The 25,863-nt window shown below is 68.0% G+C and carries 23 protein-coding genes and 1 tRNA gene; 13 read left to right on the top strand and 11 right to left on the bottom strand.

What is annotated here, in order from left to right:
* Position 1: 1 nt before the first annotated feature.
* Positions 2-3,322 (bottom strand): maltotransferase domain-containing protein, encoded by a 3,321-nt coding sequence (locus G472_RS30675; protein WP_035690642.1) that lies wholly within the window; start codon positions 3,320-3,322, stop codon positions 2-4.
* A 188-nt stretch (positions 3,323-3,510) separates the two neighbouring features.
* Between G472_RS30675 and G472_RS0101400 the strand changes: the two genes are divergently transcribed.
* Complete coding sequence (locus tag G472_RS0101400; RefSeq protein ID WP_029006927.1) at positions 3,511-4,356, top strand: polyphosphate kinase 2 family protein; 846 nt, start codon at positions 3,511-3,513, stop codon at positions 4,354-4,356.
* 6 nt (positions 4,357-4,362) lie between these two features.
* Here G472_RS0101400 and G472_RS0101395 read toward each other — a convergent pair whose 3' ends face one another.
* Positions 4,363-5,133: an RNA methyltransferase gene (locus G472_RS0101395; protein WP_029006926.1), complete on the bottom strand. Its 771-nt coding sequence runs from the start codon at positions 5,131-5,133 to the stop codon at positions 4,363-4,365.
* Positions 5,134-5,158: 25 nt separating this feature from the next.
* Entirely contained in the window at positions 5,159-6,763 is a 1,605-nt protein-coding gene (gene cimA / locus G472_RS0101390) for a citramalate synthase (protein WP_029006925.1), read from the bottom strand.
* A 225-nt stretch (positions 6,764-6,988) separates the two neighbouring features.
* On the opposite strand from cimA, the gene G472_RS30670 reads away from it, so the two are divergent.
* Both G472_RS30670 and G472_RS36660 read left to right on the top strand, forming a co-directional pair.
* Positions 6,989-7,381, top strand: coding sequence for a response regulator (locus G472_RS30670; protein ID WP_156926952.1), 393 nt, complete (start codon positions 6,989-6,991; stop codon positions 7,379-7,381).
* Positions 7,382-7,383: 2 nt separating this feature from the next.
* Entirely contained in the window at positions 7,384-9,171 is a 1,788-nt protein-coding gene (locus G472_RS36660; protein WP_051340129.1) for a CHASE domain-containing protein, read from the top strand.
* Here G472_RS36660 and G472_RS0101375 read toward each other — a convergent pair.
* The 3 genes from G472_RS0101375 to G472_RS0101365 all read right to left on the bottom strand — a co-directional run bounded on the left by G472_RS0101375 (position 9,146) and on the right by G472_RS0101365 (position 12,361).
* Positions 9,146-9,379 (bottom strand): hypothetical protein, encoded by a 234-nt coding sequence (locus G472_RS0101375; RefSeq protein ID WP_029006923.1) that lies wholly within the window; start codon positions 9,377-9,379, stop codon positions 9,146-9,148. The two genes, G472_RS36660 and G472_RS0101375, sit on opposite strands and share 26 nt — an antisense overlap.
* A 79-nt stretch (positions 9,380-9,458) precedes the next feature.
* Positions 9,459-11,750: an ATP-dependent helicase gene (locus G472_RS0101370; protein WP_029006922.1), complete on the bottom strand. Its 2,292-nt coding sequence runs from the start codon at positions 11,748-11,750 to the stop codon at positions 9,459-9,461.
* Positions 11,751-11,806: 56 nt separating this feature from the next.
* The gene (locus tag G472_RS0101365; protein ID WP_029006921.1) at positions 11,807-12,361 is read right to left on the bottom strand and encodes a hypothetical protein; all 555 of its coding nucleotides are present in this window, start codon (positions 12,359-12,361) and stop codon (positions 11,807-11,809) included.
* A 496-nt stretch (positions 12,362-12,857) separates the two neighbouring features.
* On the opposite strand from G472_RS0101365, the gene G472_RS0101360 reads away from it, so the two are divergent.
* The 5 genes from G472_RS0101360 to G472_RS0101340 all read left to right on the top strand — a co-directional run bounded on the left by G472_RS0101360 (position 12,858) and on the right by G472_RS0101340 (position 17,831).
* Positions 12,858-13,547, top strand: coding sequence for a LuxR C-terminal-related transcriptional regulator (locus tag G472_RS0101360; protein ID WP_029006920.1), 690 nt, complete (start codon positions 12,858-12,860; stop codon positions 13,545-13,547).
* A gap of 246 nt (positions 13,548-13,793) precedes the next feature.
* Positions 13,794-14,441: a LuxR C-terminal-related transcriptional regulator gene (locus G472_RS0101355; protein WP_029006919.1), complete on the top strand. Its 648-nt coding sequence runs from the start codon at positions 13,794-13,796 to the stop codon at positions 14,439-14,441.
* A gap of 342 nt (positions 14,442-14,783) precedes the next feature.
* Positions 14,784-15,101, top strand: a complete 318-nt coding sequence (groES, locus tag G472_RS0101350) for a co-chaperone GroES (RefSeq protein ID WP_029006918.1) — start codon at positions 14,784-14,786, stop codon at positions 15,099-15,101.
* A gap of 15 nt (positions 15,102-15,116) precedes the next feature.
* Positions 15,117-16,742: a chaperonin GroEL gene (groL, locus tag G472_RS0101345; RefSeq protein ID WP_029006917.1), complete on the top strand. Its 1,626-nt coding sequence runs from the start codon at positions 15,117-15,119 to the stop codon at positions 16,740-16,742.
* A gap of 237 nt (positions 16,743-16,979) precedes the next feature.
* The gene (locus G472_RS0101340; RefSeq protein ID WP_245593355.1) at positions 16,980-17,831 is read left to right on the top strand and encodes a putative bifunctional diguanylate cyclase/phosphodiesterase; all 852 of its coding nucleotides are present in this window, start codon (positions 16,980-16,982) and stop codon (positions 17,829-17,831) included.
* Here G472_RS0101340 and G472_RS0101335 read toward each other — a convergent pair.
* The gene (locus tag G472_RS0101335) at positions 17,794-18,255 is read right to left on the bottom strand and encodes an NUDIX hydrolase (RefSeq protein WP_029006915.1); all 462 of its coding nucleotides are present in this window, start codon (positions 18,253-18,255) and stop codon (positions 17,794-17,796) included. The two genes, G472_RS0101340 and G472_RS0101335, sit on opposite strands and share 38 nt — an antisense overlap.
* A 97-nt stretch (positions 18,256-18,352) precedes the next feature.
* On the opposite strand from G472_RS0101335, the gene G472_RS0101330 reads away from it, so the two are divergent.
* The 3 genes from G472_RS0101330 to G472_RS30660 all read left to right on the top strand — a co-directional run bounded on the left by G472_RS0101330 (position 18,353) and on the right by G472_RS30660 (position 21,022).
* A complete protein-coding gene (locus G472_RS0101330) occupies positions 18,353-19,261 on the top strand; it encodes a LysR family transcriptional regulator (RefSeq protein ID WP_029006914.1) in 909 nt (302 codons plus the stop codon).
* Between the two features lie 103 nt (positions 19,262-19,364).
* Entirely contained in the window at positions 19,365-20,615 is a 1,251-nt protein-coding gene (locus tag G472_RS0101325) for an MFS transporter (RefSeq protein WP_029006913.1), read from the top strand.
* A 2-nt stretch (positions 20,616-20,617) separates the two neighbouring features.
* Complete coding sequence (locus tag G472_RS30660) at positions 20,618-21,022, top strand: hypothetical protein (RefSeq protein WP_245593354.1); 405 nt, start codon at positions 20,618-20,620, stop codon at positions 21,020-21,022.
* Between the two features lie 16 nt (positions 21,023-21,038).
* On the opposite strand, the gene G472_RS0101315 is transcribed toward G472_RS30660, so the two are convergent.
* Together G472_RS0101315 and G472_RS0101310 are read right to left on the bottom strand one after the other, a co-directional pair.
* A complete protein-coding gene (locus G472_RS0101315) occupies positions 21,039-21,656 on the bottom strand; it encodes a DNA-3-methyladenine glycosylase I (protein WP_029006912.1) in 618 nt (205 codons plus the stop codon).
* A gap of 20 nt (positions 21,657-21,676) precedes the next feature.
* On the bottom strand, positions 21,677-22,711 hold the full coding sequence (locus G472_RS0101310) for a DUF4424 family protein (protein WP_051340127.1): 1,035 nt from the start codon (positions 22,709-22,711) through the stop codon (positions 21,677-21,679).
* A 232-nt stretch (positions 22,712-22,943) separates the two neighbouring features.
* Here G472_RS0101310 and G472_RS38600 point away from each other — a divergent pair, with 232 nt between their 5' ends.
* Positions 22,944-23,099: a hypothetical protein gene (locus tag G472_RS38600; protein WP_156926951.1), complete on the top strand. Its 156-nt coding sequence runs from the start codon at positions 22,944-22,946 to the stop codon at positions 23,097-23,099.
* Positions 23,100-23,215: 116 nt separating this feature from the next.
* On the opposite strand, the gene G472_RS0101305 is transcribed toward G472_RS38600, so the two are convergent.
* Positions 23,216-23,307, bottom strand: a tRNA-Ser gene (locus G472_RS0101305).
* Between the two features lie 220 nt (positions 23,308-23,527).
* On the opposite strand from G472_RS0101305, the gene G472_RS0101300 reads away from it, so the two are divergent.
* Positions 23,528-23,764, top strand: coding sequence for a hypothetical protein (locus tag G472_RS0101300; RefSeq protein ID WP_029006910.1), 237 nt, complete (start codon positions 23,528-23,530; stop codon positions 23,762-23,764).
* A 28-nt stretch (positions 23,765-23,792) separates the two neighbouring features.
* Here G472_RS0101300 and G472_RS30655 read toward each other — a convergent pair whose 3' ends face one another.
* Positions 23,793-25,844 (bottom strand): PAS domain S-box protein, encoded by a 2,052-nt coding sequence (locus G472_RS30655; protein ID WP_051340126.1) that lies wholly within the window; start codon positions 25,842-25,844, stop codon positions 23,793-23,795.
* Between the last annotated feature and the right edge of the window lie 19 nt (positions 25,845-25,863).

Here is a 25,863-nt window from a genome sequence, read left to right as displayed (position 1 = left end):
CCTACGCCGCGGGCGGCTTGATGCGCCAGATCGCCGCCGGGTTGGCGTGCGGGTCGAGCCATACGTGCTGGTGCTTCCCGATCCAGGTGAAGCGCTGGCCGGTGAACAGATCCTCCACATCCACGTGGGCATAGTCGGGCAGGCCCAGCTCCCACAACGGGATCTCCAGCGTGCCCCCGTGCGCGGCATGCGGATCCAGGTTCACCGCAATCAGCACGATGTTGTCCCGGCTCTCCGTCATCTTGCCGTAGAAGAGGATGTTGTCCTCATAGGCGTTGTAGAAGCGCAGGTTGGATAGGTAGTGCAGCGCCGGATTCTCCTTCCGGATGCGGTTGATGCGCGTGATGTAGTCCTTGATGTTGCCGGGGCGATCCCAGTCCCAGTGGCGAATCTCGTATTTTTCCGAGTGGTTGTATTCCTGCTTGCCGGGATAGGGCTCGGCCTCGCAGACGATGTAGGGACCGTAGATGCCATAGGCCGGTGACAGGGTCGCGGCCAGGACGGCGCGGGACATGTGGGCCGACCGGCCCCCTTGGGTCAGGATGGGCGGCAGGATGTCCGGCGTGTTGGGGAAGAAGTTGGGCCGCATGTAGTCCTTGGCCTCGCCATGGGCCAGTTCGTTCAGGTAGTCGGTCAGTTCCTGCTTCGTGTTGCGCCAGGTGAAATAGGTGTAGGACTGGCTGTAGCCAACCTTGGCGAGGCGGCGCATGAGCTTGGGCCGGGTGAACGCCTCCGACAGGAAGATGGCGTCGGGGAAGCGGTCCTGCACCTCGCGGATCATCCATTCCCAGAACGGGAAGGGCTTGGTGTGCGGGTTGTCGACACGGAAGATGCGGACACCCTCGTTGCACCAGAACAGCACCACGTCGCGCAACGCGTACCACAGATCAGGATAGGATTCGCGGTAGAAGCTGACGTTGACGATGTCCTGGTACTTCTTGGGCGGGTTCTCGGCAAAGCGGATCGAGCCGTCCGGGCGCCAGTAGAACCACTGCGGGTGCTCCTTGATCCAGGGATGGTCGGGGGCGCACTGGATGGCGAAGTCCAGGGCGATCTCAAGCCCGTGGTCGTGCGCCGCCGCCACCACGCGGCGGAAATCGTCCAGCGTGCCGATGGTCGGATCGATGGCCGTGTGCCCGCCGTGGCGGGAGCCGATGGCGTAGGGCACACCGGGATCGTCCGGCCCGGGATTGAGGGTGTTGTTGCGGCCCTTGCGGTTGACCTCCCCGATGGGGTGGATCGGCGGGAAGTACAGCACGTCGAAGCCCATGTCGCGCACCATGGGCAACTGCGCGATGACGTCGTCAAAGGTGCCGGGCCGCGACGGATCGGGAGAGGCGGAGCGCGGGAAGATCTCGAACCAGGCGGAATACCGGGCGGCCGTGCGATCGACGAACACCTCCAGATGGCGGCCGTAGCGGGACAGGTATTGACGTTCCCCGTACCGTGCCATGGCCTGCCGCGGCTCGTCGGACAGAATGTAGTCGACCACCTCGTGGCCGCGCAGCGTGTACAGGCGGTTGATCACCTGCTCCAGCGCCTTGCGGCCTTCGCCGGTCTGCCGGGCGGCCGATTGCTCGATGAAGCGGCGGCCTTCAACGATCTCCAGCCCGATGTCCACGCCGGCGTCGTACTTCTTCTTGAAGTCGGACCGCCAGCTCTCCCAAACGTCGCGCCAGGCGGCGATGGTGTAGAGATAGCGGGTGTTGCGGCTGAGCGGCACATGGCCGACCCAGCGGTCGTTCTCGTGCAGGCGCATGGGCGCCTCGCGCCATTGCTCCTCGTCCACCGCCCGATATTCCACGGCGGCCCCCAGGACGAAGGTTCCGTCGGTGTAGATGTCGGCCCATACCTCCATCACATCGCCGACCACCCGCTTGACCGCGAAGCGGCCGCCGTCCAGTTCGGGGTAGAGATTTTCGATGGTGATGCGGCCGGCGGCCACCTCGTCCATCCAGGCCCTGGCCTCGGCATCGCCGTCGGGGCCGCGCACCTCGATGGGCCGGCTTTCGATGCCGCGCGCGCGGAAGACCCGCAACTCCAGCGGCCGCAACTCCAGGGGCCGGCCGGGCTCGAAGGGCAGCGGCTCGGCGTCGGGCGTCACGTCCTCGACCGGGCCGAAGAACCCGCCGGTCTCCGCCAACAGCGGGCCGGGGTCAATGGGGTGGGCCCGCGTCTCGTCCGGGTTCAGCAGCACGATCGAACAGCCCCCGGCGGGGCCGTCGGGTGTGCGCACCAGCCCCATGACCGGGTTGTGCGGGGCGGTGACGCGGCGCTGCGGTCCCTCGACGTTGAGCGCGGGGGTGTCGCGCTTCATGGCGTTGACCTTGCCGATGAAGCCGGTGAGGTCGAGCTTGGGCGTTTCCCAGTCCTCGGGGCGTGTGTTCACCACATCCAGGCGGCGCGTGAAGCCGTACTCGAATCCCACGGGCATCATGACGCCGGTGGAAAAGCTGGCCGCGAAGAGGTAATGCATCTTCAGGTGGCGGGCCAGCCGTTCGGTGTCCTGGCTGCCCACCTCGGCCGCCAGACGGTCGGTGTCGTGGCTTTCGGGAAAGGCCACGGTGGGGGCGATGCGGCGGTAGGTCTCGTACTGCTCCAGCAGCCAGTCCGCTTTGAAGTCCCACCATTTGGCGGAATTGAACAGGAAATCGAACCCGGCCCCGCACAGGTCCTCCACCTGTTCCACAGTGCAGCCCAGAGTTTCGGCGAAGAACCGCACCTCCGGATCGATGGACCGGGCCGCGTCGATCAGCGGCTTCCACACGTCGGCCGGCACCTGGTAGGCGGCGTCGCAGCGGAATCCCTTGATCCCCAGCCCGGTGTAATGCCGGACGTAGCGGCTCCAATAAGCGATCAGCCCCTCGCGCGCGCGGGGATCGTCATAGTTCAGTTCCGCCAGATCGCCCCAGATGGTCACCCGGCTGGTGTCCACCGGATCGACGGCGCGCGGGCTGTAGAGCTCACCGTCGGAGTCGCGGCGGAACCACTCCGGATGGTCCTCCACGAGCAGGGCATCCTTGGCGGTGTGGTTGACCACCAGGTCCAGCATCACCGATTGGCCGTGCCGCCGCGCCGCGCCGACAAAGCCGCGGATGAGGTCGTCGGGCGATTCCTGCGCGCCGCCCTGGAACAGGTCATGCAGCCGGTAAGGGTCCTTGACCGCATACAAGCTGCCTGAGAATCCCGGATAATGGATCGGGTTGAGGTAGACCCAATCGAACCCCATTCCCTCGATTCGCGGCAGGTGCCCGGCCCAATCGCGCAGCGGGCCGATCAGCGGCGGAAACAGGTTGTAGATGCGGGGTCCGGCGCTGGCCATCGTCGGCGTCCTCCTGGTCCGTGGTCGGTCGTGCGGCCGTGGCGCTGGTTAACGCCACGGAAAGCAGCGTCGCGGATCATCATGAAGTTGAAACAAAAAGCCCCGCTCCCCTAGGGGGGCATCCGCTCAACCCCGGCGACGCAGCGAAGTTCCGCCGGGCAATCCTCCCCGACCCGGAATCCACGCCCATGTCCGATCACGCCACCGACCGCAACGGCCAAAACCGCAATGGGAAGATACGGCTCGACCGTCTCGATATGAAGTCGGCTCATCTGGAGAGTCGGGCGGAGTACGACAAGCGGCTGAGCAAGCTGCAAAAGGACATGCTGCGGATACAGCAGACTTACTGGCATGAAAAACGCCGCGCCGTCATTGTGTTCGAGGGATGGGATGCCGCCGGTAAGGGCGGTTGCATACGCCGAATGACCGAACCGCTGGACCCCCGCGGCTTCCATGTTTGGCCGATTTCGGCGCCGACGGCAGAGGAACAGGGCAAACACTACCTCTACCGATTCTGGAACAAGCTGCCGGCCCCCGGGACCTTCGCGGTGTTCGACCGGTCGTGGTACGGACGGGTGCTGGTGGAGCGCGTCGAGGGATTCGCCACCAAGGCGGAGTGGACGCGCGCCTACGACGAGATCGCCCGGTTTGAGCAGATGCTGACCGACGACGGCGTGCGAGTCGTGAAGCTGTTCCTGCACATCACGCAGGAGGAACAGCTCAACCGCTTCCGCGAACGCCTCACCAACCCCTACAAGCGCTGGAAGCTGACGGAGGAGGACCTGCGCAACCGCGCCCGCTGGCCGGAGTACGTGAAGGCGGTGGAACAGATGTTCGACCGCACGTCGGTCGGCACCGCCCCGTGGTTCGCCGTCGCCGCCAACTCCAAATGGTACGCCCGGGTGCACGTGCTGGAGCTGGTGACCCGCGCCCTCAAGGAGGGGATCGACATCACCCCGCCGCCCCTCAACCCGGAAGTCGCGGCCATAGCGGCGGAGGTGCTGGGCGTCACCCTGAACCTCGGAGAAGGGTGACGGGCTTTACTTGTCCCCCTTGCGCCGCCCCGTCAGTGCGGCGATCACGCCATGGAAGGTGCGCACCTCCTGTTCGGTCATCTGCATCCGTTCCCAGGCGTTGCGCAGGGTGCGGAGCATCGAGGGGCGCTTTTCCGGGGTGGTGAAGAAGCCGGTGCGGTCCAGTTCGCCTTCCAGGTGTTCGAAGAAGTTCAGCAGTTCGGCCTTGGTCGCCGGGCGGGTCTGGCCGGTGTGCAGCACCCGGTCCGGCGGGATCTCGCCGGTCTGGAACCACTCGTAGCCGATCAGCAGCACCGCCTGCGCCAGATTGAGCGAGGCGAAGGACGGGTTGAGCGGCACGGTGATCAGCTTGTCCGCCAGGGTCAGATCGTCGTTGACCAGACCGGTGCGCTCCGGCCCGAACATCACCCCGACGCGGTGGCCGGCGGTGTGGTGGGCGCGCATCTCCCCGGCGGCGACGCGCGGCGTCACGAATTCCTGGATCATGCCGCGGGTGCGCACGGTGGTGGCGTAGACCACCTGGAGATCGGCGACCGCCTCGGCCGTGCTGTCGAACAGGCGCGCGTCGTCCAGCACACGGTCGGCGCCCGACGCGAAGGCCACCGCCTTCTCGTTGGGCCAGCCGTCGCGGGGCCGCACCAGGCGCAGCTCCGTCAGGCCGCAATTCAGCATCGCCCGGGCGCAGGCGCCGATGTTCTCGCCGAGCTGCGGCTCGACCAGGATGACGGTGGGGCCGCCCAGGATGGACGGCCGGTTGGGGTCCTTGCCGGAAGTCATGATCGGGGGTCCGTCCGCGTCGCCGTCAGCCCTGCGCCCGCACGCCGGCCTTGAACAGCTTGTAGGTGTAGCTGTCGACCAGCGCCTCCATGGACGCCTCGATGATGTTGGTGGACACGCCCAGGGTCGACCACTCGCTGCCGTCGCCGTTGCGCGACCGGATCAGCACCCGCGGCATGGCGCCCGTCGCGGCGTTGGCGGCCAGGATGCGTACCCGGTAGTCCACCAGCTTGACCCCCTTCAGCTCCCCGTAGGTCGGCTCCAGCGCCTTGCGCATGGCCTGGTCCAGGGCGTGGACGGGGCCGTTGCCCTCGGCCACGTGCAGGTGCACCTCGGTGCCGACGCGCACGCGCACCACCGCCTCGGACTCCACCACCAGCTTGCCGACGGCGTTGTAGCGGCGCTCGTCCGTCACGTGGAAGCGCAGCAGCTCGAAATAGGTGGGAAGCTGCTTCAGCTCGCCGCGGACCAGAAGCTCGAAGCTGGCCTCCGCGGTGTCGTAGGCATAGCCCTCGGTGTCGCGCTGCTTGACCAGATCGACCAGCCGCGGCAGCCGCGGGTCGGCGGGATCGATGTCGACGCCGATCTCGCGCAGGCGGGCGATGATGTTGGAACGGCCAGCCTGATCCGATACCACGATCACCCGGCGGTTGCCGACCGTTTCCGGCGGCAGGTGCTCGTACGACGCCGGGTCCTTCTCGATGGCCGACACGTGCAGCCCACCCTTGTGGGCGAAGGCGCTGGCGCCGACGTAGGGGGCGTGGCGGTTGGGGGCGCGGTTGAGGCGTTCGTCCAGGTTGCGGCTGACCTCGGTCAGCAGCGGCAGCCGGTCGGGGGCGATGCCGGTGGTGAAGCCCATCTTCACCATCAGCGTCGGGATCAGCGACACCAGATTGGCGTTGCCGCAGCGCTCGCCCAGGCCGTTGATGGTGCCCTGCACCATGCGCACGCCGGCCCGCACCGCCGCCAGCGAATTGGCGACGGCGTTCTCGGTGTCGTTGTGGCAATGGATGCCCAGCCGGTCGCCGGGAATGCCATGGTCGGCCACCACCTGGCGGACGATGGATTCGATCTCGTCGGGCAGCGTGCCGCCGTTGGTGTCGCACAGCACCACCCAGCGCGCGCCGGCCTCGTAGGCGGCGCGGATGCAGGCGGCGGCGTAGGCGGGGTTGCGCTTGTAGCCGTCGAAGAAATGCTCGGCGTCGAACAGGGCCTCGCCCTTGGCGGCGCGGGCTGCGGCGACGCTGTCGCGGATCAGGTCCAGGTTCTCGTCCCGCGGGATGCCCAGCGCCACATCCACATGGAAATCCCAGGTCTTGCCGACCATGCACACGGCGCCGCAGCGCGCGTTGAATAGCGCCGCCAGGCCGGGATCGTTGGCGGCACTGCGGCCGGGCCGCCGGGTCATGCCGAAGGCGGTGAACACCGCCCGCTCCAGCGCCGGCGGATCGGCAAACACCTGGTCATCGGTGGGATTGGCGCCCGGCCAGCCACCCTCGATGTAATCGATGCCGAGCCTGTCCAGTTCACGGGCGATAGCGATCTTGTCAGCGACCGAAAAGTCCACGTCCTGTGTCTGCGCGCCGTCACGCAGCGTCGTGTCGTACAGGTAGATGCGTTCGCCGGCCATTGCCCAACTCGCTGTCCCGGGGGTCATAAACCCATCAAAAGGGCAGGAAGAATGGCGTAAGGTGACGGACATCTCAACCGATTCCTGCGCTCTTGGTCCGGTTGCGCGATTCACATGGATTTTCCCCGGGCGCCGCCTATCTTTTGAGCGGCGCATCGGACCGGTTCCGGACGCCGCCGCGCATCGCCCGCCGCCCATCGTCCACCACAACGCACCCAGCCCATCGTGACCGAGCGCGACTCCCGATTGATCCTGGTCATCGACGACGAGGCGTCCGTCCTCATGGCACTTGGCCTTCTGCTGGAGACCTGGGGGTTCCGGGTGGTGACCGCGGAGGCCGAGGACGAGGCCGTCGACCGGCTGAACGCGCTCGGCGAGCCGCCCACTGCCATCCTCGCCGACTATCGGCTGCGCGAGGGGCGAACGGGATTGCAGGCCATCGACCGCATCCGCCGCCTGTGCGCGGCCGATGTTCCGGGGCTCGTCATCACCGGCGACACGTCCAGCGACGCCCTTCGGGACGCCCGAGCCAACGGCATGACCGTCTTGCAGAAGCCGGTTCCCCCGCCGCATCTGCACACCGTCCTGATGCAGATGCTGCCGCAGCCGGGACGCTGACAGTGACGGGTTCCCGGCGCCTCCGGCAACGACTGTGGGCGCCCGCCCGGGAGATCACCGCGGTCGTCGGGTTGAGCCTGCTGCTGACGGGCGGCGCCACCTGGATGCTGTACGCCGAGGTGGAGCGGCTGGCCGAGGCCCGGTTCACGGCCCGCACCCGGGACATGGCGGCGACACTAACCGGGCGGCTGGAAAGTTACGAACAGATCCTGCGCGGCGGCGTCGCTCTGATGCGCGCCGCCGGCCCCGTGGACCGGGAAACCTGGCGCACCTACATCTCCGCCCTGCGGGTGGGCGAACACTATCCCGGCATCCAGGGCATCGGCTTCGCCCGGCGCGTGCTGCCGGACGAACTGGCGCAGCACGAAGCCGCGGTGCGGGCCGCCGGCCACCCCGCCTACCGGGTGTGGCCCGATGGGCCGCGCGAGGTGTACTTCCCCATCGACTACCTGGAGCCCTTCGATTGGCGCAATCAGCGCGCCTTCGGGTTCGACATGTTCTCCGAGCCGGCGCGCCGCACCGCCATGGCGCGGGCCCGCGACACCGGCCTGCCGTCGGCCACGGGCAAGGTGACGCTGGTCCAGGAAACCGAACGCGACGTCCAGGCCGGCTTTCTGCTTTACCTTCCCTATTACGGTACGGTCCGTCCCCTGCGTTCGGCCGAGGAGCGCGCTGACGCCATTCGCGGATTCGTCTACAGCCCGTTTCGGATGCGCGATCTGATGGACGACGTCCTGTCCACCGGACGGCTGGCCGAGGGGCTGGACGTGCGCATTTTCGATGGTCCGACGATCGCCGAAACCGACACGGTCCTGTACGGAGATCCCGAACGTCCCGGCGGTGCCTATGCCGTGGAAACCACCGTCGAAGCCTTCGGCCGCGTCTGGCGGATCGACGTGCGGTCCACACCGGCGTTCGACCGCCTGATCGACCGCACCGCACCGGCGGTGGTGCTGATGGCCGGTCTGATCATCAGCCTGCTGCTGGGCGCCGTGTCGCGGTCGCTGATCGCCGAACGCCGGCGCGCCGTAGCCCTCCGGGCCAGCCTGGAATCGGCCGCCCGGGCGCAGGCCGAGGCGGAGCACGCCAACGCCGCAAAATCCCGTTTCCTGGCGGCGGCCAGCCACGACCTGCGCCAGCCCCTGCAATCGCTCGACGTCTATCTTCACCTGCTGGGGGTGCACGCAACGTCCGACACGGCCCGCCCCCTGATCGCCGGTGCAACCGACGCCTTCGAGACGGCCCGCAGCCAACTCAACGCCATCATGGACATCGCCGAGCTTGAGGCCGGGATGGTGCGGCCGCAGGCCGTTCCCATGCGCCTGGACACCCTGCTGCACCACCTGGCGGACAACATCCGGCCCGAGGTGGAGAACAAAGGACTGGCCCTGCGGGTGCGGACGGTCCCGGTCGAGATCGTCGGCGATCCCGGCATGACCGGCCGCATGATCACCGCCCTGTTGCACAACGCGCTGAAGTACACCGGGTCCGGTGCCATCCTGCTGGCGTGCCGGCCGGTGCGCTCCGGGGTGGCCGTGAAGGTCCAGGACACCGGTCCCGGCATTCCGCCCGACCGGCGCCGCCTGATCTTCGAGGACTTCTACCAGGTCGGCAATCCGGAGCGCGACCGCACCAAGGGGCTGGGGCTCGGCCTGGCTACGGTCGCCCGTCTGGCCCGCCTGCTGGGCTGCCGCGTCCACGTGCTCTCCCGCCCCGGACGCGGGGCGGTGTTCACCGTGACCCTGCCGTTGGCCCGGACGTCCGTCAGCGGCGACGGCGACGGTCCCTGACCCGCACCGGGATGGGGCGCAGGCGCCGTTCGCCGAATGCCTCCGGCGGCAGCCAGCGATCGACCGCCAGGGCGGCCAGAACCGCCGCCGGCCCGAGAAGGGCGCTGACGGCGAGATCCCGCCACCGCGGCCCTTCGTCTCCCGCGCGGATGAGCCCCCCGGCAACACCACAGGCGCACCAGGCGCCGGCCATCAGCAACTCCTGCATCGGACGTCTCTCCGCTCGGGTTCGAACAGTTCGCCACAACTAGGATGTAGGAGTCCGGCCGGGCACGGCAAGCGGCTTCTTACGATCCGGCCTTGTCGGCCGGCACGACGAAGCTGTCCATCACCCGCTTGGTGCCGGCATGGTCGAAGGCGACCTCCAGCTTGTCCTGGTCGACGCCGGTCACCGTGCCGTAGCCGAACTTCTGGTGGAAGACGCGGGCACCCCGCCCGAACGGCGCATCGGGGCGGGTGCGCGGCTCCACGTGGAAGGCGGTGCCGTCGATGGTGACGCCCCGCGGTGCCGGCGCCCGGTGGGCGCCGCCGCGAAAGAGCGGCGACGGCCCCTCGCGGAATCCGCCGTGACCGCCCGCACCGGAGAACAAGCCGCCGCCGGCGTCGGTCTCCACATGCTCCGCCGGCAGTTCCTCGACGAAGCGCGACGGGATGGCGCTGACCCAGTTGCCGTAGAGCCGCCGGTTGGCAGCGTGGCTGATGTAGGCCCGCTTGCGCGCCCGCGTCAGGCCGACGTAGGCAAGCCGGCGCTCCTCCTCCAGGCCGGCGATGCCATTCTCGTCCAGCGCGCGCTGGTTGGGGAACACACCCTCCTCCCAGCCCGGCAGGAAGACGATGTCGAACTCCAGCCCCTTGGCACCGTGGAGCGTCATCAGCGTGACCTGCTCGGTCCCCGCCGCTTCGGCGTTCTCCATGACCAGGCTGACATGCTCCAGGAAGCCACCCAGGTTCTCGAACTCCGCCATGGCGGTGATGAGTTCCTTCAGGTTCTCCAGACGCCCCGGCGCTTCGGGTGACTTGTCCTCCTGCCACATGCGGGTGTAGCCGGATTCGTCCAGCACCAGGCGCGCCAGGTCGGTGTGGGGCATGGTCGCTGCCAGGGTGCGCCAGCGAAAGAAGTCCTGCAGAAGGCCACGGATCGTGTTGCGCACCTTGGGCTTCAACTCGTCCGTCTCGGTCAGGCCCCACCCCGCCTCCACCAGCGACACCCCGCGGGCGCGGCCGGCCAGGAACAGGGTCTGCATGGCTGCCGGGCCGATTCCCCGCTTCGGCACGTTGACGATGCGCTCGAACGCCAGGTCATCGTCGGGCGAGAAGACGACCCGCAGGTAGGCCATCGCGTCGCGGATTTCCTGCCGCTCGTAGAAGCGGGGACCACCGATCACCCTATAGGGCAGGCCCAGGGTGATGAACCGCTCCTCGAACTCGCGGGTCTGGAAGCCGGCGCGCACCAGAACGGCCATGTGGCCCGGCGATACGCCGAGGCGTTGCAGGGATTCGATCTCGTCGCCGACCTGGCGCGCCTCCTCCTCGCCGTCCCACACGGCCCTGACCCGCACCCGGTCGCCGCTGTCGGCGTCGGTCCACAGGGTCTTACCCAGCCGCCCCTGATTGTGGGCGATGACCGCGGACGCGGCGGCCAGGATGTGGCCGGTGGAGCGGTAGTTCTGCTCCAGCTTGATGATGCGGGCGCCGGGAAAATCGGCCTCGAACCGCAGGATGTTGCCGATCTCCGCGCCCCGCCAGGCGTAGATGGACTGGTCCTCGTCGCCGACGCAGCAGATGTTGCGATGGCCCTGCGACAGGATGCGCAGCCACAGATACTGGGCCACGTTCGTATCCTGGTATTCGTCAACCAGAATGTAGCGGAATTTGCGGTGGTATTCCGCCAGCACGTCGGGATGGCTCTGGAAGATGACCAGCGTGTGCAGCAGCAGATCGCCGAAGTCGCAGGCGTTCAGGGTGCGCAGCCGCTCCTGGTAGGCGCGGTAGAGCGCCACCGTACGCCCGCCGGCGATTTCGCCGCCGTCCGACTCGGCCAGCCGGTCCGGGGTGAGGCCGCGGTCCTTCCACCGTTCGAAAACACCCAGCACCTGTCGGGCCGGCCATTTGCGCGAGTCGACGCCGCCCGCTTCCAGCAACTGCTTGACCAGGCGGATCTGGTCATCGGTGTCGAGAATGGTGAAGTTCGACTTCAGCCCCACCAACTCGGCATGGCGGCGCAGGATGCGCGCGGCCAGCGCGTGGAAGGTGCCGAGCCACCAGCCTTCCGGCTCCACGCCGACCAGAGCGGCCACCCGTTCGCGCATCTCGCGCGCCGCCTTGTTGGTGAAGGTGACGGCCAGGATCTGGAAGGAGGCGGCACGGCGCGTCATCAGCAGATGCGCCAGCCGGGTGGTCAGCACGCGCGTCTTGCCGGTTCCGGCACCCGCCAGCACCAGCACGGGGCCGTCCAGTGCCTCCACCGCTTCCCGCTGCGACGGGTTCAGCCCGTCGAGGTAAGCATATCGGAGGGCCGGCGCCGACGGCGGCGGTGCGGCGTGATTCAGCGGATCGTCATCGAAATGCGGATCGGACATGGGTGCGATATAGCGCACCCATGTCCGCCTGTCGAAGGACTAGCGCGGCGCGGACCTTACTGGTTGCCGCCCTGCCCCGTGGTACCGCCGGTCGGCGGGGTCGTGGCGGAGGGCGATTCCGACCGGCCGGCCCCGGAGTCCATCCCCGAGCCGCTGCCGCCGGCGGCGGTGGGCGGCGGGTTGACCACCATGTACACCGTGTCGCCGTCCTGCGTGCGCGCCTGCACCAGATAGGCGGCATCGATGACCTCGATGTCCTGGAATCCGGCCTGCTCCATGGTTTGGCGCAAGCGATCCTGAGTCATGGCGGTCGCCCCGGCACCGGTCGCCCCGGCACCGGTCGCCCCGGCACCGGTCGCCCCTGTGGCACCACCCGTTCCGGTCGCCGCCGCGCTGTCCATGTCATCGTCGGCCGGATCGGTGGCGCCGGTGGTCAGATCGGACCCGTTGTCACCGGTGGCACCGGCAGCCGGGTCGCCGGTCATCCCGGACGACGCACCGGCATCGGGGGTGAAGACGGGGTCGGATGACGGCATCGTGTCGGTCTGAGCCAGCGCCGGCCCGGCCAGAAGCAGGGCAAGCGTGGCAAGGGAGACGGACGTGCGGCGCATGGGGTTCCTCCATCATGATGTCCTGCCGCATGGGCCGGCCGATCCGGCGCGCCATCCGTGGCGCCGGCAGGGAATCAATCCAACAGCCGGGCCGCCGCGGATTCCCGGCACCATCCGCCTTACCCCCTCCTCCACACCACTCCCCGGCGCATGGTGAAACAACGCTCCGCCCGGAGTAGAATGTCGCATCAAAATCGCCACGGATTCAGTGTCGTGCGACGCAACAGGCACCTGATGTTTATTCCCTTTCACCTACTGCATTACCATCCTACAGGGACTCTCGTTCATCCCGGCGTAGGGCATATGCCCATTTCCGAGCCGGACACGCCTTTCGAGAAATTTTCTGTCGCTCAATTCCGGGTTATTGTCTGTCTCGAAACGGTGCTTCCCGGTCCGAAAGTGATTTGCGGCAGGTCCGCATTCGTACCGGAACCACCCCGATGCGCCCCTGGCCGGCGCGTTGTCGAGCAAAGCAAGCAGAGGCGGGCAGACGACGATGGATTCCGTGAACGTTTTCCTGATCGACGCGAACAAGCTCTTCCGCGAAGGCATGAAGCGCCTGTTCGACGGTTCGACCTTCAAGGTGGTCGGCGAAGCCGGAAGCCTGCGCGAAGGGATGTCCCTGACCGATGCGGCGGACCCCCGGCCCGACCTGATCCTGCTCGACCTTGCCAACGGCGGTGAGGACGAGGTGGACGCCATGCGCAGCTTGCGCGCCCGGCGGCCGGATATCCGGGTGGTTATCCTGACCAGCGACCTGTGCACGCGCCGCCTGTCCGGCGCGCTGGGCGCCGGCGCCGACGGCTATCTCATGAAGGACATCGCCTGCGAGGCGCTGATGCAGTCGCTGCGTCTGGTGATGATGGGTGAGAAGGTGTTCCCGACGCACCTGGCGCAACTTTTGGTCAGCGGCCGCGCCGATGATGCCGGCCCGGAAATGCCGGCCCGCCGCAAGGGCCTGTCCCAGCGGGAGGTGCAGATCCTGCGCTGCCTGCTGAACGGCAACTCCAACAAGATGATCGCGAACCACCTGAACATCACCGAAGCGACCGTCAAGGTCCATCTCAAGAGCCTGTTGCGCAAGATCAACGCCTCCAACCGTACCCAGGCGGCGATCTGGGCCATGAACAATGGCATCGGCGAACAGCCCGCAGCCGCCACTGCCGCAAACGCCACGCTGGCCTGAGCCCCGGATGCGGCCGTCCCCTCGTGTCGGGGGCGGCCTCCCGGTGTGGCCGATCGGCGCGGTCCGGCGAACGGTCTATGTGGGCCGGTGTAGCACCAAAAGCCCCCTTTACCGTTTCGCGATACACGCATTAAGTGGACATCCCGGTTCGGATGACCATTGCGAAGTCCCGACGCTGATCCCCGTCGGTGTAGCGTCACCCCGAATGATCAGTACGGCCCGGAACACCCCTTAAGGGCATCCCATATGAACGTATTGATTGCCGATGACCATCTGCTGTTCAGGGACGGGCTGCGACGTCTCCTGGCGCAGTTCAAGGAGAACATGACCTTCCACGAAGCCGGCACCTTTGACGAGGTGCGGGCGCTGTGCGACGGCGGGATCGCGTTCGACCTTGTCCTGCTCGACCTCGGCATGCCCGGCTGGACGGGGTTCTCGGAACTGGGTGCTATCCACGAACGGTTGCCCAAGGCCCTGCTGGTCGTGGTGTCCGGCTCGGAGCGGCGCAGCGATCTGCTGGCGGCGCTGGAGAGCGGCGCTGCCGGCTACATCCCCAAATCCTCCAGCGCCAAGGTCCTGCTGGGGGCTCTGGAGTTGGTGCTGAACGGCGGCATCTACGTCCCGGCGCAGGCGATCCGCGGCGACCTGCTCCTCAACGCCGACACCGGTCCGGCCGAGGACCCGCTGACCGGAGGCGGCTCCGCAGCCGGCGACCAGCTCACCCCCCGTCAGCGCGAGGTGCTGACGCGCCTGCGGGAAGGCAAGTCGAACAAGCAGATCGCCCACGAGCTGGGCCTCACCGAAGGCACCGTGAAGGTGCACGTCACCGCCATCCTGCGCCTGCTCGGCGTGCGCAACCGCACCCAGGCCGCGCTCACGGCCCAGGGACGATAACCCGCCTCTTGACCGGCTCCGGCGTCCTCCTACATCTCCCGCCGTTTCAGTGTCCTGCATGTTGCTCCCATGAGGATGTGTTCGATGCTGCTCCGCCCCGGTCCACGGCCGTACCGTTAGGCGGTCGCCGTTCCCGCGTTCCACCCCCATGGTCCCGGCCTTCATATTGAAGGTATCGGGCCAATGGCGATTCCATTTTATTGATAAATGGCACAAGAAATTCTTTGCAGGAACCGAGTTGACAGGCTTTTTTCTCTGATATAACTCTCCGCCCTGAGGGCGTGGCCCAGTCGGGAGCGTCCGGAGATCGCGACATTCGCTTAGGACAAGGAGTGTCATTGCATGAAGTTCAAACCGCTGCACGACCGCGTTCTGGTCCGCCGTCTGGAGTCCGACACCAGGACCAAGGGCGGGATCATCATCCCCGACACCGCCAAGGAAAAGCCGCAGGAGGGCGAGGTGATCGCCGTCGGCGCGGGGGCGCGCGATGAAAGCGGCAAGCTGGTTCCCCTGGATGTCAAGGCGGGTGACCGCATCCTCTTCGGCAAATGGTCGGGCACCGAGGTGAAGATCGACGGTGAGGATTTCCTGATCATGAAGGAGAGTGACATCCTCGGCATCATCGAGGGCGTTGCCGAACCCTCCAGGAAGGCCGCGTAAGGGAGGAACCGAGCCATGGCTGCCAAGGACGTCAAGTTCTCCACCGCCGCCCGCGAGAAGATGCTGCGCGGCGTCGATATCCTGGCCGATGCGGTGCAGGTCACGCTGGGACCCAAGGGCCGCAACGTCGTCATCGAGAAGTCGTTCGGCGCGCCGCGCATCACCAAGGACGGCGTCACCGTCGCCAAGGAGATCGAGCTGGCCGACAAGTTCGAGAACATGGGCGCCCAGATGGTGCGCGAGGTTGCGTCGAAGACCGCCGACGCGGCCGGTGACGGCACCACCACGGCCACCGTTCTCGCCCGGGCCATCGTCCGCGAAGGGGCCAAGGCGGTGGCCGCCGGCCTGAACCCCATGGACCTCAAGCGCGGCATCGACATGGCCGTGGAGGCCGTCGTCGCCGATCTCAGGAGCAAGGCGAAGAAGGTCACCACGAACGAGGAGATCGCCCAGGTCGGCACCGTTTCCGCCAACGGCGAGACCGAGATCGGCCGTATGATCGCCCGCGCCATGGAGAAGGTCGGCAACGAGGGCGTCATCACGGTCGAGGAGGCCAAGTCGCTCGACACCGAACTGGAGGTGGTCGAGGGCATGCAGTTCGACCGCGGCTACACTTCCCCCTATTTCGTCACCAACGCGGACAAGATGCAGGTGGAGCTGGAGGATCCCTACATCCTCATCCACGACAAGAAGCTGTCCGGCATCACCGCCATCGTTCCGGTGCTGGAGAAGGTGGTGCAGTCCGGCAAGCCCCTGCTGATCGTCGCCGAGGATGTGGAGGGCGAGGCGCTGGCCACCCTGGTGGTGAACAAGCTGCGGGGCGGCCTGAAGATCGCGGCGGTGAAGGCGCCGGGCTTCGGCGATCGCCGCAAGGCGATGCTGGAGGACATCGCCGTCCTCACCGGCGGTCAGGTGGTGTCGGAGGAACTGGGCATCAAGCTGGAGAACGTCACCATCGACATGCTGGGCCGCGCCGGCAAGGTGGTCATCACCAAGGACGACACCACCGTCGTCAACGGTGTCGGCGACAAGGCCGCGATCCAGGCCCGTTGCCAACAGATCCGCCAGCAGATTGAGGAAACCACCTCGGACTACGATCGGGAAAAGCTGCAGGAACGTCTGGCCAAGCTGGCCGGCGGCGTCGCGGTGATCCGCGTCGGCGGCGCTACCGAGGTGGAGGTGAAGGAACGCAAGGACCGCGTCGATGATGCTCTGCACGCCACCCGTGCGGCGGTCGAAGAGGGTATCCTGCCCGGCGGCGGCGTGGCGCTCGCCCGCGCAGTGAAGGCGCTGGAAACGCTGTCGCCCACCAATGACGACCAGCGGGTGGGCGTCGATATCGTTCGGCGCGCCCTGACCGCCCCGGTGCGTCAGATCGCTGTCAACGCGGGCGTCGATGGATCCATCGTCATCGGCAAGATCAACGAGAACGCCGATCCGAACTGGGGTTACGACGCTCAGAAGGGTGCGTACGGTGATCTCGTGAAGGCCGGCATCATCGACCCGGCGAAGGTCGTGCGCACCGCCCTGCAGGACGCCGCCTCCGTTGCCGGTCTGCTGATCACCACCGAAGCCATGGTGGCCCAGATTCCGGAGAAGAAGCCGGCGACGCCGGCGCCGGGCGCCGACATGGACTTCTGAGCGACGGCACCGAGCGATTGCAAGAGGGGCCGCACCTTCGGGTGTGGCCCCTTCTGTTATGTCCTTCCCCCGGCCACTGTGCAAACGGGTGAGGCTTACCGATTCTTGTCACCGCACCCGTCAATCTTCGCCCTTCCGTTGCCCCCATGGAACCGCGCAAACTTCTGCGGCTTTTTATGGTTAACAAATCCCTGCCCCAGATGTTGACGACCTCGGGGACCATCGGAGGGAGGCGACATGGCAGCGGAACGCAAGGCTCTGACGCAGACCGGCGTGTTCGGTCCGATGCGGCCGGACGAAGTGGATGCGGCCTTTTCCGAACGCCTGGACGACGCGATCGCGCGGGACGAACTGTACCTGGCCTGGCAGCCGCAGGTGGACACGACCGATGGCCGGCTCACCGGGTTCGAGGCGCTGGTGCGGTGGCGGTTGTCCGACGGCACCGTCGTCCCGCCGGACGTGTTCGTTCCCATGGCTGAGTCGAGCGGCGCCATTCACCGGCTGGGGGAGTGGGTGCTGCGCCGGGCCTGTGTGACCAGCGCCGCGTGGCTCCGCGACGGGGTGACCGACGTGCCCGTGTCGGTCAACCTCTCGGCCCGGCAACTGGAGGCGCCGGACCTGGCGCGGACCGTTCTGGGCGTGCTGGCGGACACCCGCGTGCCGGCGGAGTCCCTCAAGCTGGAACTTACCGAAACGGCCCTGTTCGAGCACGGCGACGCGGCCCGACAATCGCTTCTGGAACTGCGCGGGGCGGGTGTGCGCCTGGTGCTGGACGATTTCGGCACCGGCTATTCGTCGCTGACGCTGCTGCGCCGGGTACCGGTGGATTCCCTGAAGATCGACAAGCACTTCATCCAGGCGATGGTGGAGGACCGCGATGCGGCCGCCATCGTTCATGCAGTGATCGCGCTCGCCCACGCCCTGGGGCTGCATGTGGTGGCGGAGGGGGTGGAGACGATGGAGCAGCTTCTGTTCCTGCGCGCCTACCGGTGCGACCGGGTGCAGGGTTATCTGTTCGCACGCCCCCTGCCCGCCGACGAGGTTCCCGGCTTCATCGCCCGGCACGCCGATCGGCCGACAGGCGGATGACCCGCGCCGTCTCGCCCCAGGGCACCAGGGCCGCCGCTTCGTCCACCGTGGCCCAGCATGCCTCCAGCGCATCATCGGCGCAGACGGCGTCCGCGTCGTCGGCACAGTCCGCCGCCACCTCGATCAGGGTGTAGTGGAACTGCACCGCCCCCGCGTCGTCGCGGGTGAGGGAATCGACGACGGTGACCACCTCGTAGGGGATCACCGTCAGGCCCGTCTCCTCCCGCATCTCGCGCACGGCCGTCTGATAAACGGTCTCGCCCACATGCTGTGCCCCGCCCGGCAGGCTCCAGGTCCCCATGCGCGGCGGCTTGGCGCGGCGGATCAGCAGCACCCGGTCGCCGCGCCAGGCGATGATGCCGACACCCACCCAGGGGCGGTCGGGGTATTCACGGTCGGAACGGACGGTATGGGTGTCGGTCATGGGGAGGCAGGCTAGCGCGCCGCTTGACAGGATGCCACACCCCTTCGAGACTGCATTCCACATGGCGGCAGCGCGGCCGCCCCGGCGGCGGCATCCCATGAAACTGAACGAGATCCGAACCTTCGTGGCGGTCGCCGAGGCGCGCTCGGTGCAGGAGGCGGCCGGGCGCCTGCGCCTGACCCAATCGGCCGTGTCCCGCCTGATCCAGCGCATGGAGGCGGAGGTCGGGGTCGCCCTGTTCGACCGGCAGAGCAAGCGGCTGACGCTGACCCGCGACGGCGAACTGGCGCTGGCCCACGGGCGCCGCGTCCTGAAAGAGGTGGAATCCTTCACCGATGCCTTTGCGCCGGTCGGAGAACCGGAGGGGCTGCTGCGGCTCGGCGTCTCCCATGTGCTGGCCCGCCTGCTGGCGGGCGGTCCGCTGGACCGCATCCGCGCCGTCTATCCCCGCATGACGGTGCGCCTGCAATCGGACTGGAGCGCCGGCCTGCTGGCGGCGACCGCGGCCGGCGCGCTGGAGGGGGCCCTGGTCCTGCTGCCGGCGCGGGAGGATCCGCCGCCGGGCCTCGACGGCCGCCGCCTGGTGCTGGAAGAGGTGCACATCGTCGGCACCCCCGACCTGCTGGCCCGGCACGGCCGCTCGCTGGAGACCATGAACGCCGCGGGATGGGTGCTGCAGCCCGAAGGCTGCGGCTACCGCACGGCGCTGGAGCGGGCCCTCGGCGGCGATCGGGCGCCGCTGAACGTGCTGGTGGAAGCGTTCGACCAGGAGCTTCTGCTGTCCCTGGCGGCGCGGGGCATCGGCTTCGGCGCGGCGCCGCTGCGCCTGCTGGCGGATCCGCAGGTCAGCGGACGGCTGGTGCCCGTGCAGGTGCCGGGGTTCCGCCTGACCGTCGCCGTCTGGCTTGTGCGCGCCCGCCACGGCGGGCGTCTCAGCCGCGTCTTCGACACCCTGGACGACAGCCTGACCGAAGACCTGATGCCGATGCATTCCGCAGCGGAATGATTCGATTGAAACTTATGAATTTGGCGCGCCTTCCGCCGCTGCCTATGCTGGCAGGCGAAAAAGAGCGGCCGCCGCAGATATCGGACGGCCGAACGGAGGGATCATGAGCACCACCACGTCCGCCTCAGGCGCATCGCAGCCGCAGGCCACCCGCGCGCTCGGCGCCATCGTCGTTTGCGGCTGTCTGATCTCGCTGATCGGCTTCGGCGTGCGATCGAGCTACGGCCTGTTCAATGCCCCTTTGTCGGAGGCCAACGGCTGGGGCCGCGATGTCTTCGCGCTGGCGCTGGCGTTCCAGAACATCCTGTGGGGTCTGGGCCAGCCCTTCGCCGGGGCGTTGGCCGACCGCTACGGCCCCGCCCGCGTGCTGGCGGGCGGCGGGCTGCTCTACGGGCTCGGCGTCGCGCTGACCGCCTATTCCGATGCCCCCGTGCTGCTGCACCTGACGGCGGGCGTGCTGGTCGGGTTGGGGTTGGCCGGTGCCTCCTTCACCATCGTCATCGCCGGGTTCGGCCGCCACCTGCCGCCGGAGCGGCGCTCCTGGGCGGCCGGCATCGCCACCGCTGCCGGGTCGCTGGGACAGTTCCTGTTCGCGCCCATGGGCCAGGCGTTCATCGCCGCCTACGGCTGGCAGACGGCGCTGGTGCTGCTCGGCGCCTTCTTCCTCCTGGTGCCGTTTCTGGCCATCCCGTTGCGGGGTGGCGGGGGGCATGCCGCCGGCGGCGGCGCGCACGCCGATCTGTCCATGCGCCAGGCGCTGGGGCAGGCGTTCGGCCACCGCAGCTATCAGCTCCTGGTCGCGGGTTTCTTCGTTTGCGGCTTCCATCTCGCGTTCATCACCGTCCATCTGCCGCCCTACCTGACCGATGTCGGCATCTCGCCGACGCTTGCGGCCTGGGCGCTGGCCGTCATCGGGCTGGCGAATGTGGTGGGTTCCTACAGTTCGGGCATCCTGGGCGGCCGGATGAGCAAGCGCACCATGCTGTGCTTCATCTACTTCGCCCGGGCGGTGGCCATCGCCCTGTTCATCCTCCTGCCGGTAACGCCCGCCTCGGTGCTGGCCTTCGCCGCCGCCATGGGCCTGCTGTGGTTGTCCACGGTGCCGCCGACCTCCGGCCTGGTGGCGCTGATGTTCGGCACCCGGCATCTGGGGATGCTGTTCGGCATGGTGTTCCTCAGCCACCAGGTCGGCGCTTTCCTCGGGGTGTGGCTCGGCGGTATTCTTTACGAGGCCGTCGGCAACTATGACCTGGTGTGGTGGATGAGCGTGGCGCTGGGCATCTTCTCCGCGATCGTGCACTGGCCCATCGCGGAGCGCGAGGCGCCGCACCGTCTGTCACCGGCGGCGGCCTGATCATGGACCGGCCGGCCCCCGCCGTCCCGCGCCCCGCCGGCCACGGCATGGCCCTGGCGCTGGGGGCCGGCGTGCTGGCGGTGTGGCTGGGGGCCATGGCGTTCGTCCTGCGGGAGGCCGCGTTGCCGCCGGAAACCGACGGCACGGTGCTGGTGGTCTTCCCGCCGGGCACGCCCGACGGGCGCGCCTTCGCCGCGGTGGTGGAGGCGGGCGGACGGCCGTTGCGGCAGACGGACGTCGGCTTCGCCTGGGTGGCACGGTCCGACGAACCGGGCTTCGTCGGCCGTCTGGAAGCGGCGGGTGCCCTCGGTGCCTTCGGTGAGCTTCCCATCGGGCCGCAGCTCGGCGGCTGCATGGCGGTGAACGCCGACACGGGCGGCCCTCAGACCTACCGCCTGCAGCCCTGATACGGCCGGTCCGCCGTCAGCCCCCGCTGCCCGGCCGGCGGAAGGCGGCCCGCGCGCGCTCCGCCTCCTCCCGGACCACACAGTCCGCGGCGTGGTCGTTGACCAGCCCCATCGCCTGCATGAAGGCATAGACGGTGGTCGGCCCGACGAAGGCCCAGCCGCGCTTCTTGAGGTCCTTCGACATCGCCGTCGATTCCGGGGAGACGGATACCACCGGCGCCCCCGCCGGCCGGGGTGTATCCGGTTCGTGCCGCCAGACATAGGCGGCCAGGGACCCTTCCCGCTCGACCAGCGCACGCGCCTGACGGGCGTTGTTGATCACCGCCTCGATCTTCCCGCGGTGGCGGACGATGCCGGCATCGGCCAGAAGGCGCTCCACGTCCTGCTCGGTGAAAGCGGCGACCCGCTCGATCTCGAAGCCGGCGAAGGCGGCCCGGAAGTTCTCCCGCTTGGCCAGGATGGTGCGCCAGCTCAGACCGGACTGGAAGCCTTCCAGGCACAGCTTCTCGAACAGGCGGCGGTCGTCGCCGACGGGAAACCCCCATTCCGTATCATGGTAGGCGAGATAGTCCGGAGTGGCCGCACACCACCGGCAGCGCAATCGTCCGTCGGGGCCGGGTATCGTTTCGCTCATGGTACGATTTTCCTCTGCCCTTACGGCTGTTCGCGCGAGCGGACAAAGACGAGCATGCGGATCTCGTCATCCGGAACGAAATCGGTCTTCGTCGATTCGAACGTGGTCGGCCCGGTCTTCGTCAGGCCATCCCAGCACAGGGACAGGATGTTCTCCGGTGCGCCCTTGTCGAGCGTCAGATGGAAGCGGCCGATCGGTCCGTGCCAGTTCCGCGCCGTCGTCAGGATGTATTCGATCTCCGCCGCGTAGAACGGCATGGAGTCCGCGGGGCTGCGGCGTTCGACCGCCGCCAGCGCTTTGCGCGTCCGCTCGTCGAGGCAATAGCGGTCGCCGGCCTCCGCCACGTCCCCGATATAGCGGCCGACCACCGTCCGGCCGTCGATGTCGGTCGCCTTGCCGATGATGGCCAGACCGACGAAGGGCTTGTAGATGTGGCGGACGGTGACGTCGACGCCGGGCGGAAAGGTCTGCTGCCAGTGATAGCGGCTGCGCAGCGTCCACTGGGGCGTGTTCTCGTCCTCCCCCTCGGCGATCAGCCCCTTCTGCCGCAGCGCCGCCAGTGCTCCCGCCGGCAGATCGCGGGCCTGTTCGTCGTAGCCGCCCGGCCGCCACGGCACAAGGCCGAGAGCGCCTGCCGCTTCCAGGTCCCGCGTGACCTCCTCGCCGCGGAAGAACGCCCGGCGCTCCAGCCGCGGTGCCACCGGGCGGTCGTCGATCCAAAGGCGGAAGTTCAGGAAGTCGTCGGCGTCGACGGGAAAGGCCCAGTTCGGCGCGGTCAGGCCCTGCGACAGGTCGAGGTCGGGCAGCGGAAACACCACCATCGTGTCGACCGGCCGCTCCCCGACGTTGCGGAACACGTAGGAGATCCGGATCTCGTCCAACCCGATCCGCAGGTCTTCCGACACCATCCGGATGCTGTCCGACGTGGTCAGCTCGATCCCCGACGTCCCCTGAAAGCCGCTGCTGTCGTTGGCCATCGCCGGACCGGACAACGCCAGCACCGCCACGGCCGCCGCCGCAAACAGGGAGCGACGGTGGACAACGGAAGGGATCATCGGGAACTCCATGCGACGGGGACCTGCTACGGAGCCGAGCGGCGTACGGTCGGGGGATGGTAGCCGGGATAACCGGCGATGACTCATGCCAAATGACGTCCTATTGCGCGCGGATTATGGCCGCATTCACGGGACGGCAGGAGAACGGTCGTATCGGTCCTCCGGGTCGAATCCGCGTCCCTGTCGAGGGCCGAGCGGCAAGTTCCAGGCGACCGAATTGAGGAGATTGGTCATGGCAGCCGCGAAGGGCGGGAAGCTGACAGGCCGGAAGGTGCGGGATTCGTCCCGACTCGAGGCACACCGGCAATCGCCGGCGGTGGCTGCCAGCACCCGGGAATCCGCGGATCAGGCGTTCATCGACGCGGAATCCAATCGAGACAAAGAATGAAGCGGAGTGAAACCGTACTCGCCTTCAATATCCATACGGATTTGGGTCTGTACGTCGAGTGCTGGACGCAGTTGAGCCTATTTCGCCTGCAATCCACTGCCTTTAAGGGCTGAAGGTGGCGGAGCGGGGGGGATTCGAACCCCCGGTACGGTTTAACCCGTACGACAGTTTAGCAAACTGCTGGTTTAAGCCACTCACCCACCGCTCCACCGGCGGACGCCTTGCGGCGTCGTGGCTGGGGAGGGTTCTAGCGGGCGCGATGCACCCTTGTCAACGCCTACAACGGCAATCCGTCGGGATCGGATAACCGATACATGCGATAAATATGCGTAAAATTTTATGGACATTTGATCTGGAAGCGGTACCATGGCCGTCATGAACAAGGAACGCCGTGCCAACGGGCGCTCCACCGATTTAGGGGGCATGCCATGACCATGTCGAAGCGCTGCGTCGAAACGCTGATCGACCTCGTCGAAAACAAGCTGAGCTGCCTGGAGATCACCGACCGCGAGGACCAGCGGGAGAAGGAGCTGCTGGAGCGCTGCATCCAGGAACTGCGTGCCGAAGCCGAGGGGAAGGACGGCTGCCTCGCCGCCTTCACCGCTCCGAAGCGGCGCGGCCGGCGGCCCAAGCACCTCCAGTTCCACGAACTGCACGCGGCCTGACCGGCGGCCCATACGGACGTCGACGCCTTCAGGGCACCACCGCCTCTTCGGCGGTGGCGGACGCCTGTGGGGCCGTGCACGGCAGGATCAGGGTGAACCGGGTCCCCTCCCCCGGCGCCGAGTCCACCGTGACGCGGCCGCCCAGCAGGTCCGTCACCATGTTGCGCACGATGTGCAGGCCGAGTCCGCTGCCGCCGTCGCCGCGCCGGGTGGTGTAGAAGGGTTCGAAGATCCGCTCCAGATCGGCCGGAGCGATCCCGACCCCGTCGTCGGCGAATTCCAGCCCGACGAACCCGTCCTCCAGCCGTTGCACGGTGATGCGGACGTGGCCGGCGGCGCCGTCCGGGAAGGCGTGGATCACGGCGTTGATCGTCAGGTTGGACAGCACCTGCGCCAGAGGGCCCGGATGGCTGTCCATGGTGATTCCCTCGGGGCAGGACACGTCAACGGTGACCGCCGTGCGCTTCAGGCGGGGACGCAGGCTGAACAGCACCTCGCCGATGTGCGTGCGCAGATCGAAACGCCGCCGTTCCCCCGAACTCTGGTCCACCGCCACCTGCTTGAAGCTGTTCACCAGTTCGGCGGCCCGGGCAATGTTGACCACCAGCAGGCGCGTGCCCTCCTCCACCGCGTCGAGGTACTGCGCCAGGTCGGAGCGCCGGATGGCGCCGGCGGCGAATCGCTCGCGCAGGCCGCGCGTCTGGTCGGCCAGGTGGGTGGCGGCGGTCAGGCCGATGCCGACGGGCGTGTTGATCTCGTGGGCCACCCCGGCCACGAGTTCGCCGAGCGACGCCATGGCCTCGGCCCGGATCAGACCGTCCTGCGCCACACGCAGGTCGGCCAGGGCCCGCTCCGCGGCCACCTTGGCGGCCCTCAGCTCCTCCTCCCCGGCCCTGCGGTCGGTGATGTCGTACAGCCAGGTGAGCAGCGCCGGCTCCCCATCGAACAGGATCTCGCCCCACGACGACAGAACCCAGACGAGCGATCCGTCGCCACGGCGGAACGCCACCTCCGCATCGCGGAACGGCCCTTCGCGCCGCAGGCGGTCCATCAGCCGGACGCGGTCCTCCGGATCGGCGTAAAGCGCCGGTGACGGCGTCTCCATCAGCTCGTCCCGCGTTCGCCCGAAGACCAGCGCGGAGCTGGCGTTGCAGTAGAGCCAACGGCCATCGTGCCGGGTGATGTTGCAGGCGATCGGCGAGGCCTCCAGGATGCGGTGGAGCCGGTCCTCGCTGGCCTTCAGCTTATCCTCCTGCCGGCGCCGCTCGGTGACGTCGGTCATGATGCCGACGTATCGGACGGCGCGACCGGCCTCGTCGCGCAGCACCCGGCCACGGGCGTCGATCCAGATCCACGTTCCGTCCTCGCAGCGCAGGCGATAACCATAGGCGTACTCCGCCCCCTCCCCGTCCAGGCACGCGGCGATCACCGCCAGCACGCGGTCGCGGTCATCGGGGTGCAGCCGCTCCTCCCAGAAGTCGGGACCCATGGGCGGCGGGGTGGCGTAGCCCAGCATGCGCGGGAAGGTGTCGGACCACCAGCACGTCCGGTTGACCACATCGGCATCCCACGCCGCGGCGTTGGTCGCCTCCAGCGCCATCTCCAGCCGCTCCGCCAGGTCGCGGCGAACCGCGTCGGCCTCTTTGCGGGGCGTCAGGTCGTGGAACCAGGTGATGTGGGCGGTCCGCCCGCCATAGGTCAGGACGGCCGAGGTCATGTCCCCGACATAGGTCTCACCGGTCCCTTTGCGGAGCAGCACCTCCTCCTCGACGATGGAGCCGTCGCGGTACAGCCGCTCGATGTACCGGTCGCGGTCACCGGGCCGGGCGTAGAGGGCGACCACGCCTCCCGATTCGAACTCCGCGTCGGTCTTCCGGAAGAAATCGCGGGCGCGCACGTTGCGGTAGAGATTGGCACCTTCGCGGGTGTTGATGATCACGCCCACCGGGGCGGTGTCCAGCACCCGGCCAAGGCGGGCGTCGAGGACGGTGCGAGCGGGCCATCGCCGCCCCGCGACGAAGCCGCCCGCCACGCCGACCAGCAGCGCGACACCAGCCGCGATCAGGGTGAGTGCACTCATGACGCCTCCCGCCGCACCC

Origin of the sequence: Azospirillum halopraeferens DSM 3675 (assembly GCF_000429625.1) — a bacterium.
Taxonomy (GTDB): domain Bacteria; phylum Pseudomonadota; class Alphaproteobacteria; order Azospirillales; family Azospirillaceae; genus Azospirillum; species Azospirillum halopraeferens.
Note: the sequence above shows the minus strand (reverse complement) of the source record. Positions and strands in the feature narration are given on the sequence as shown.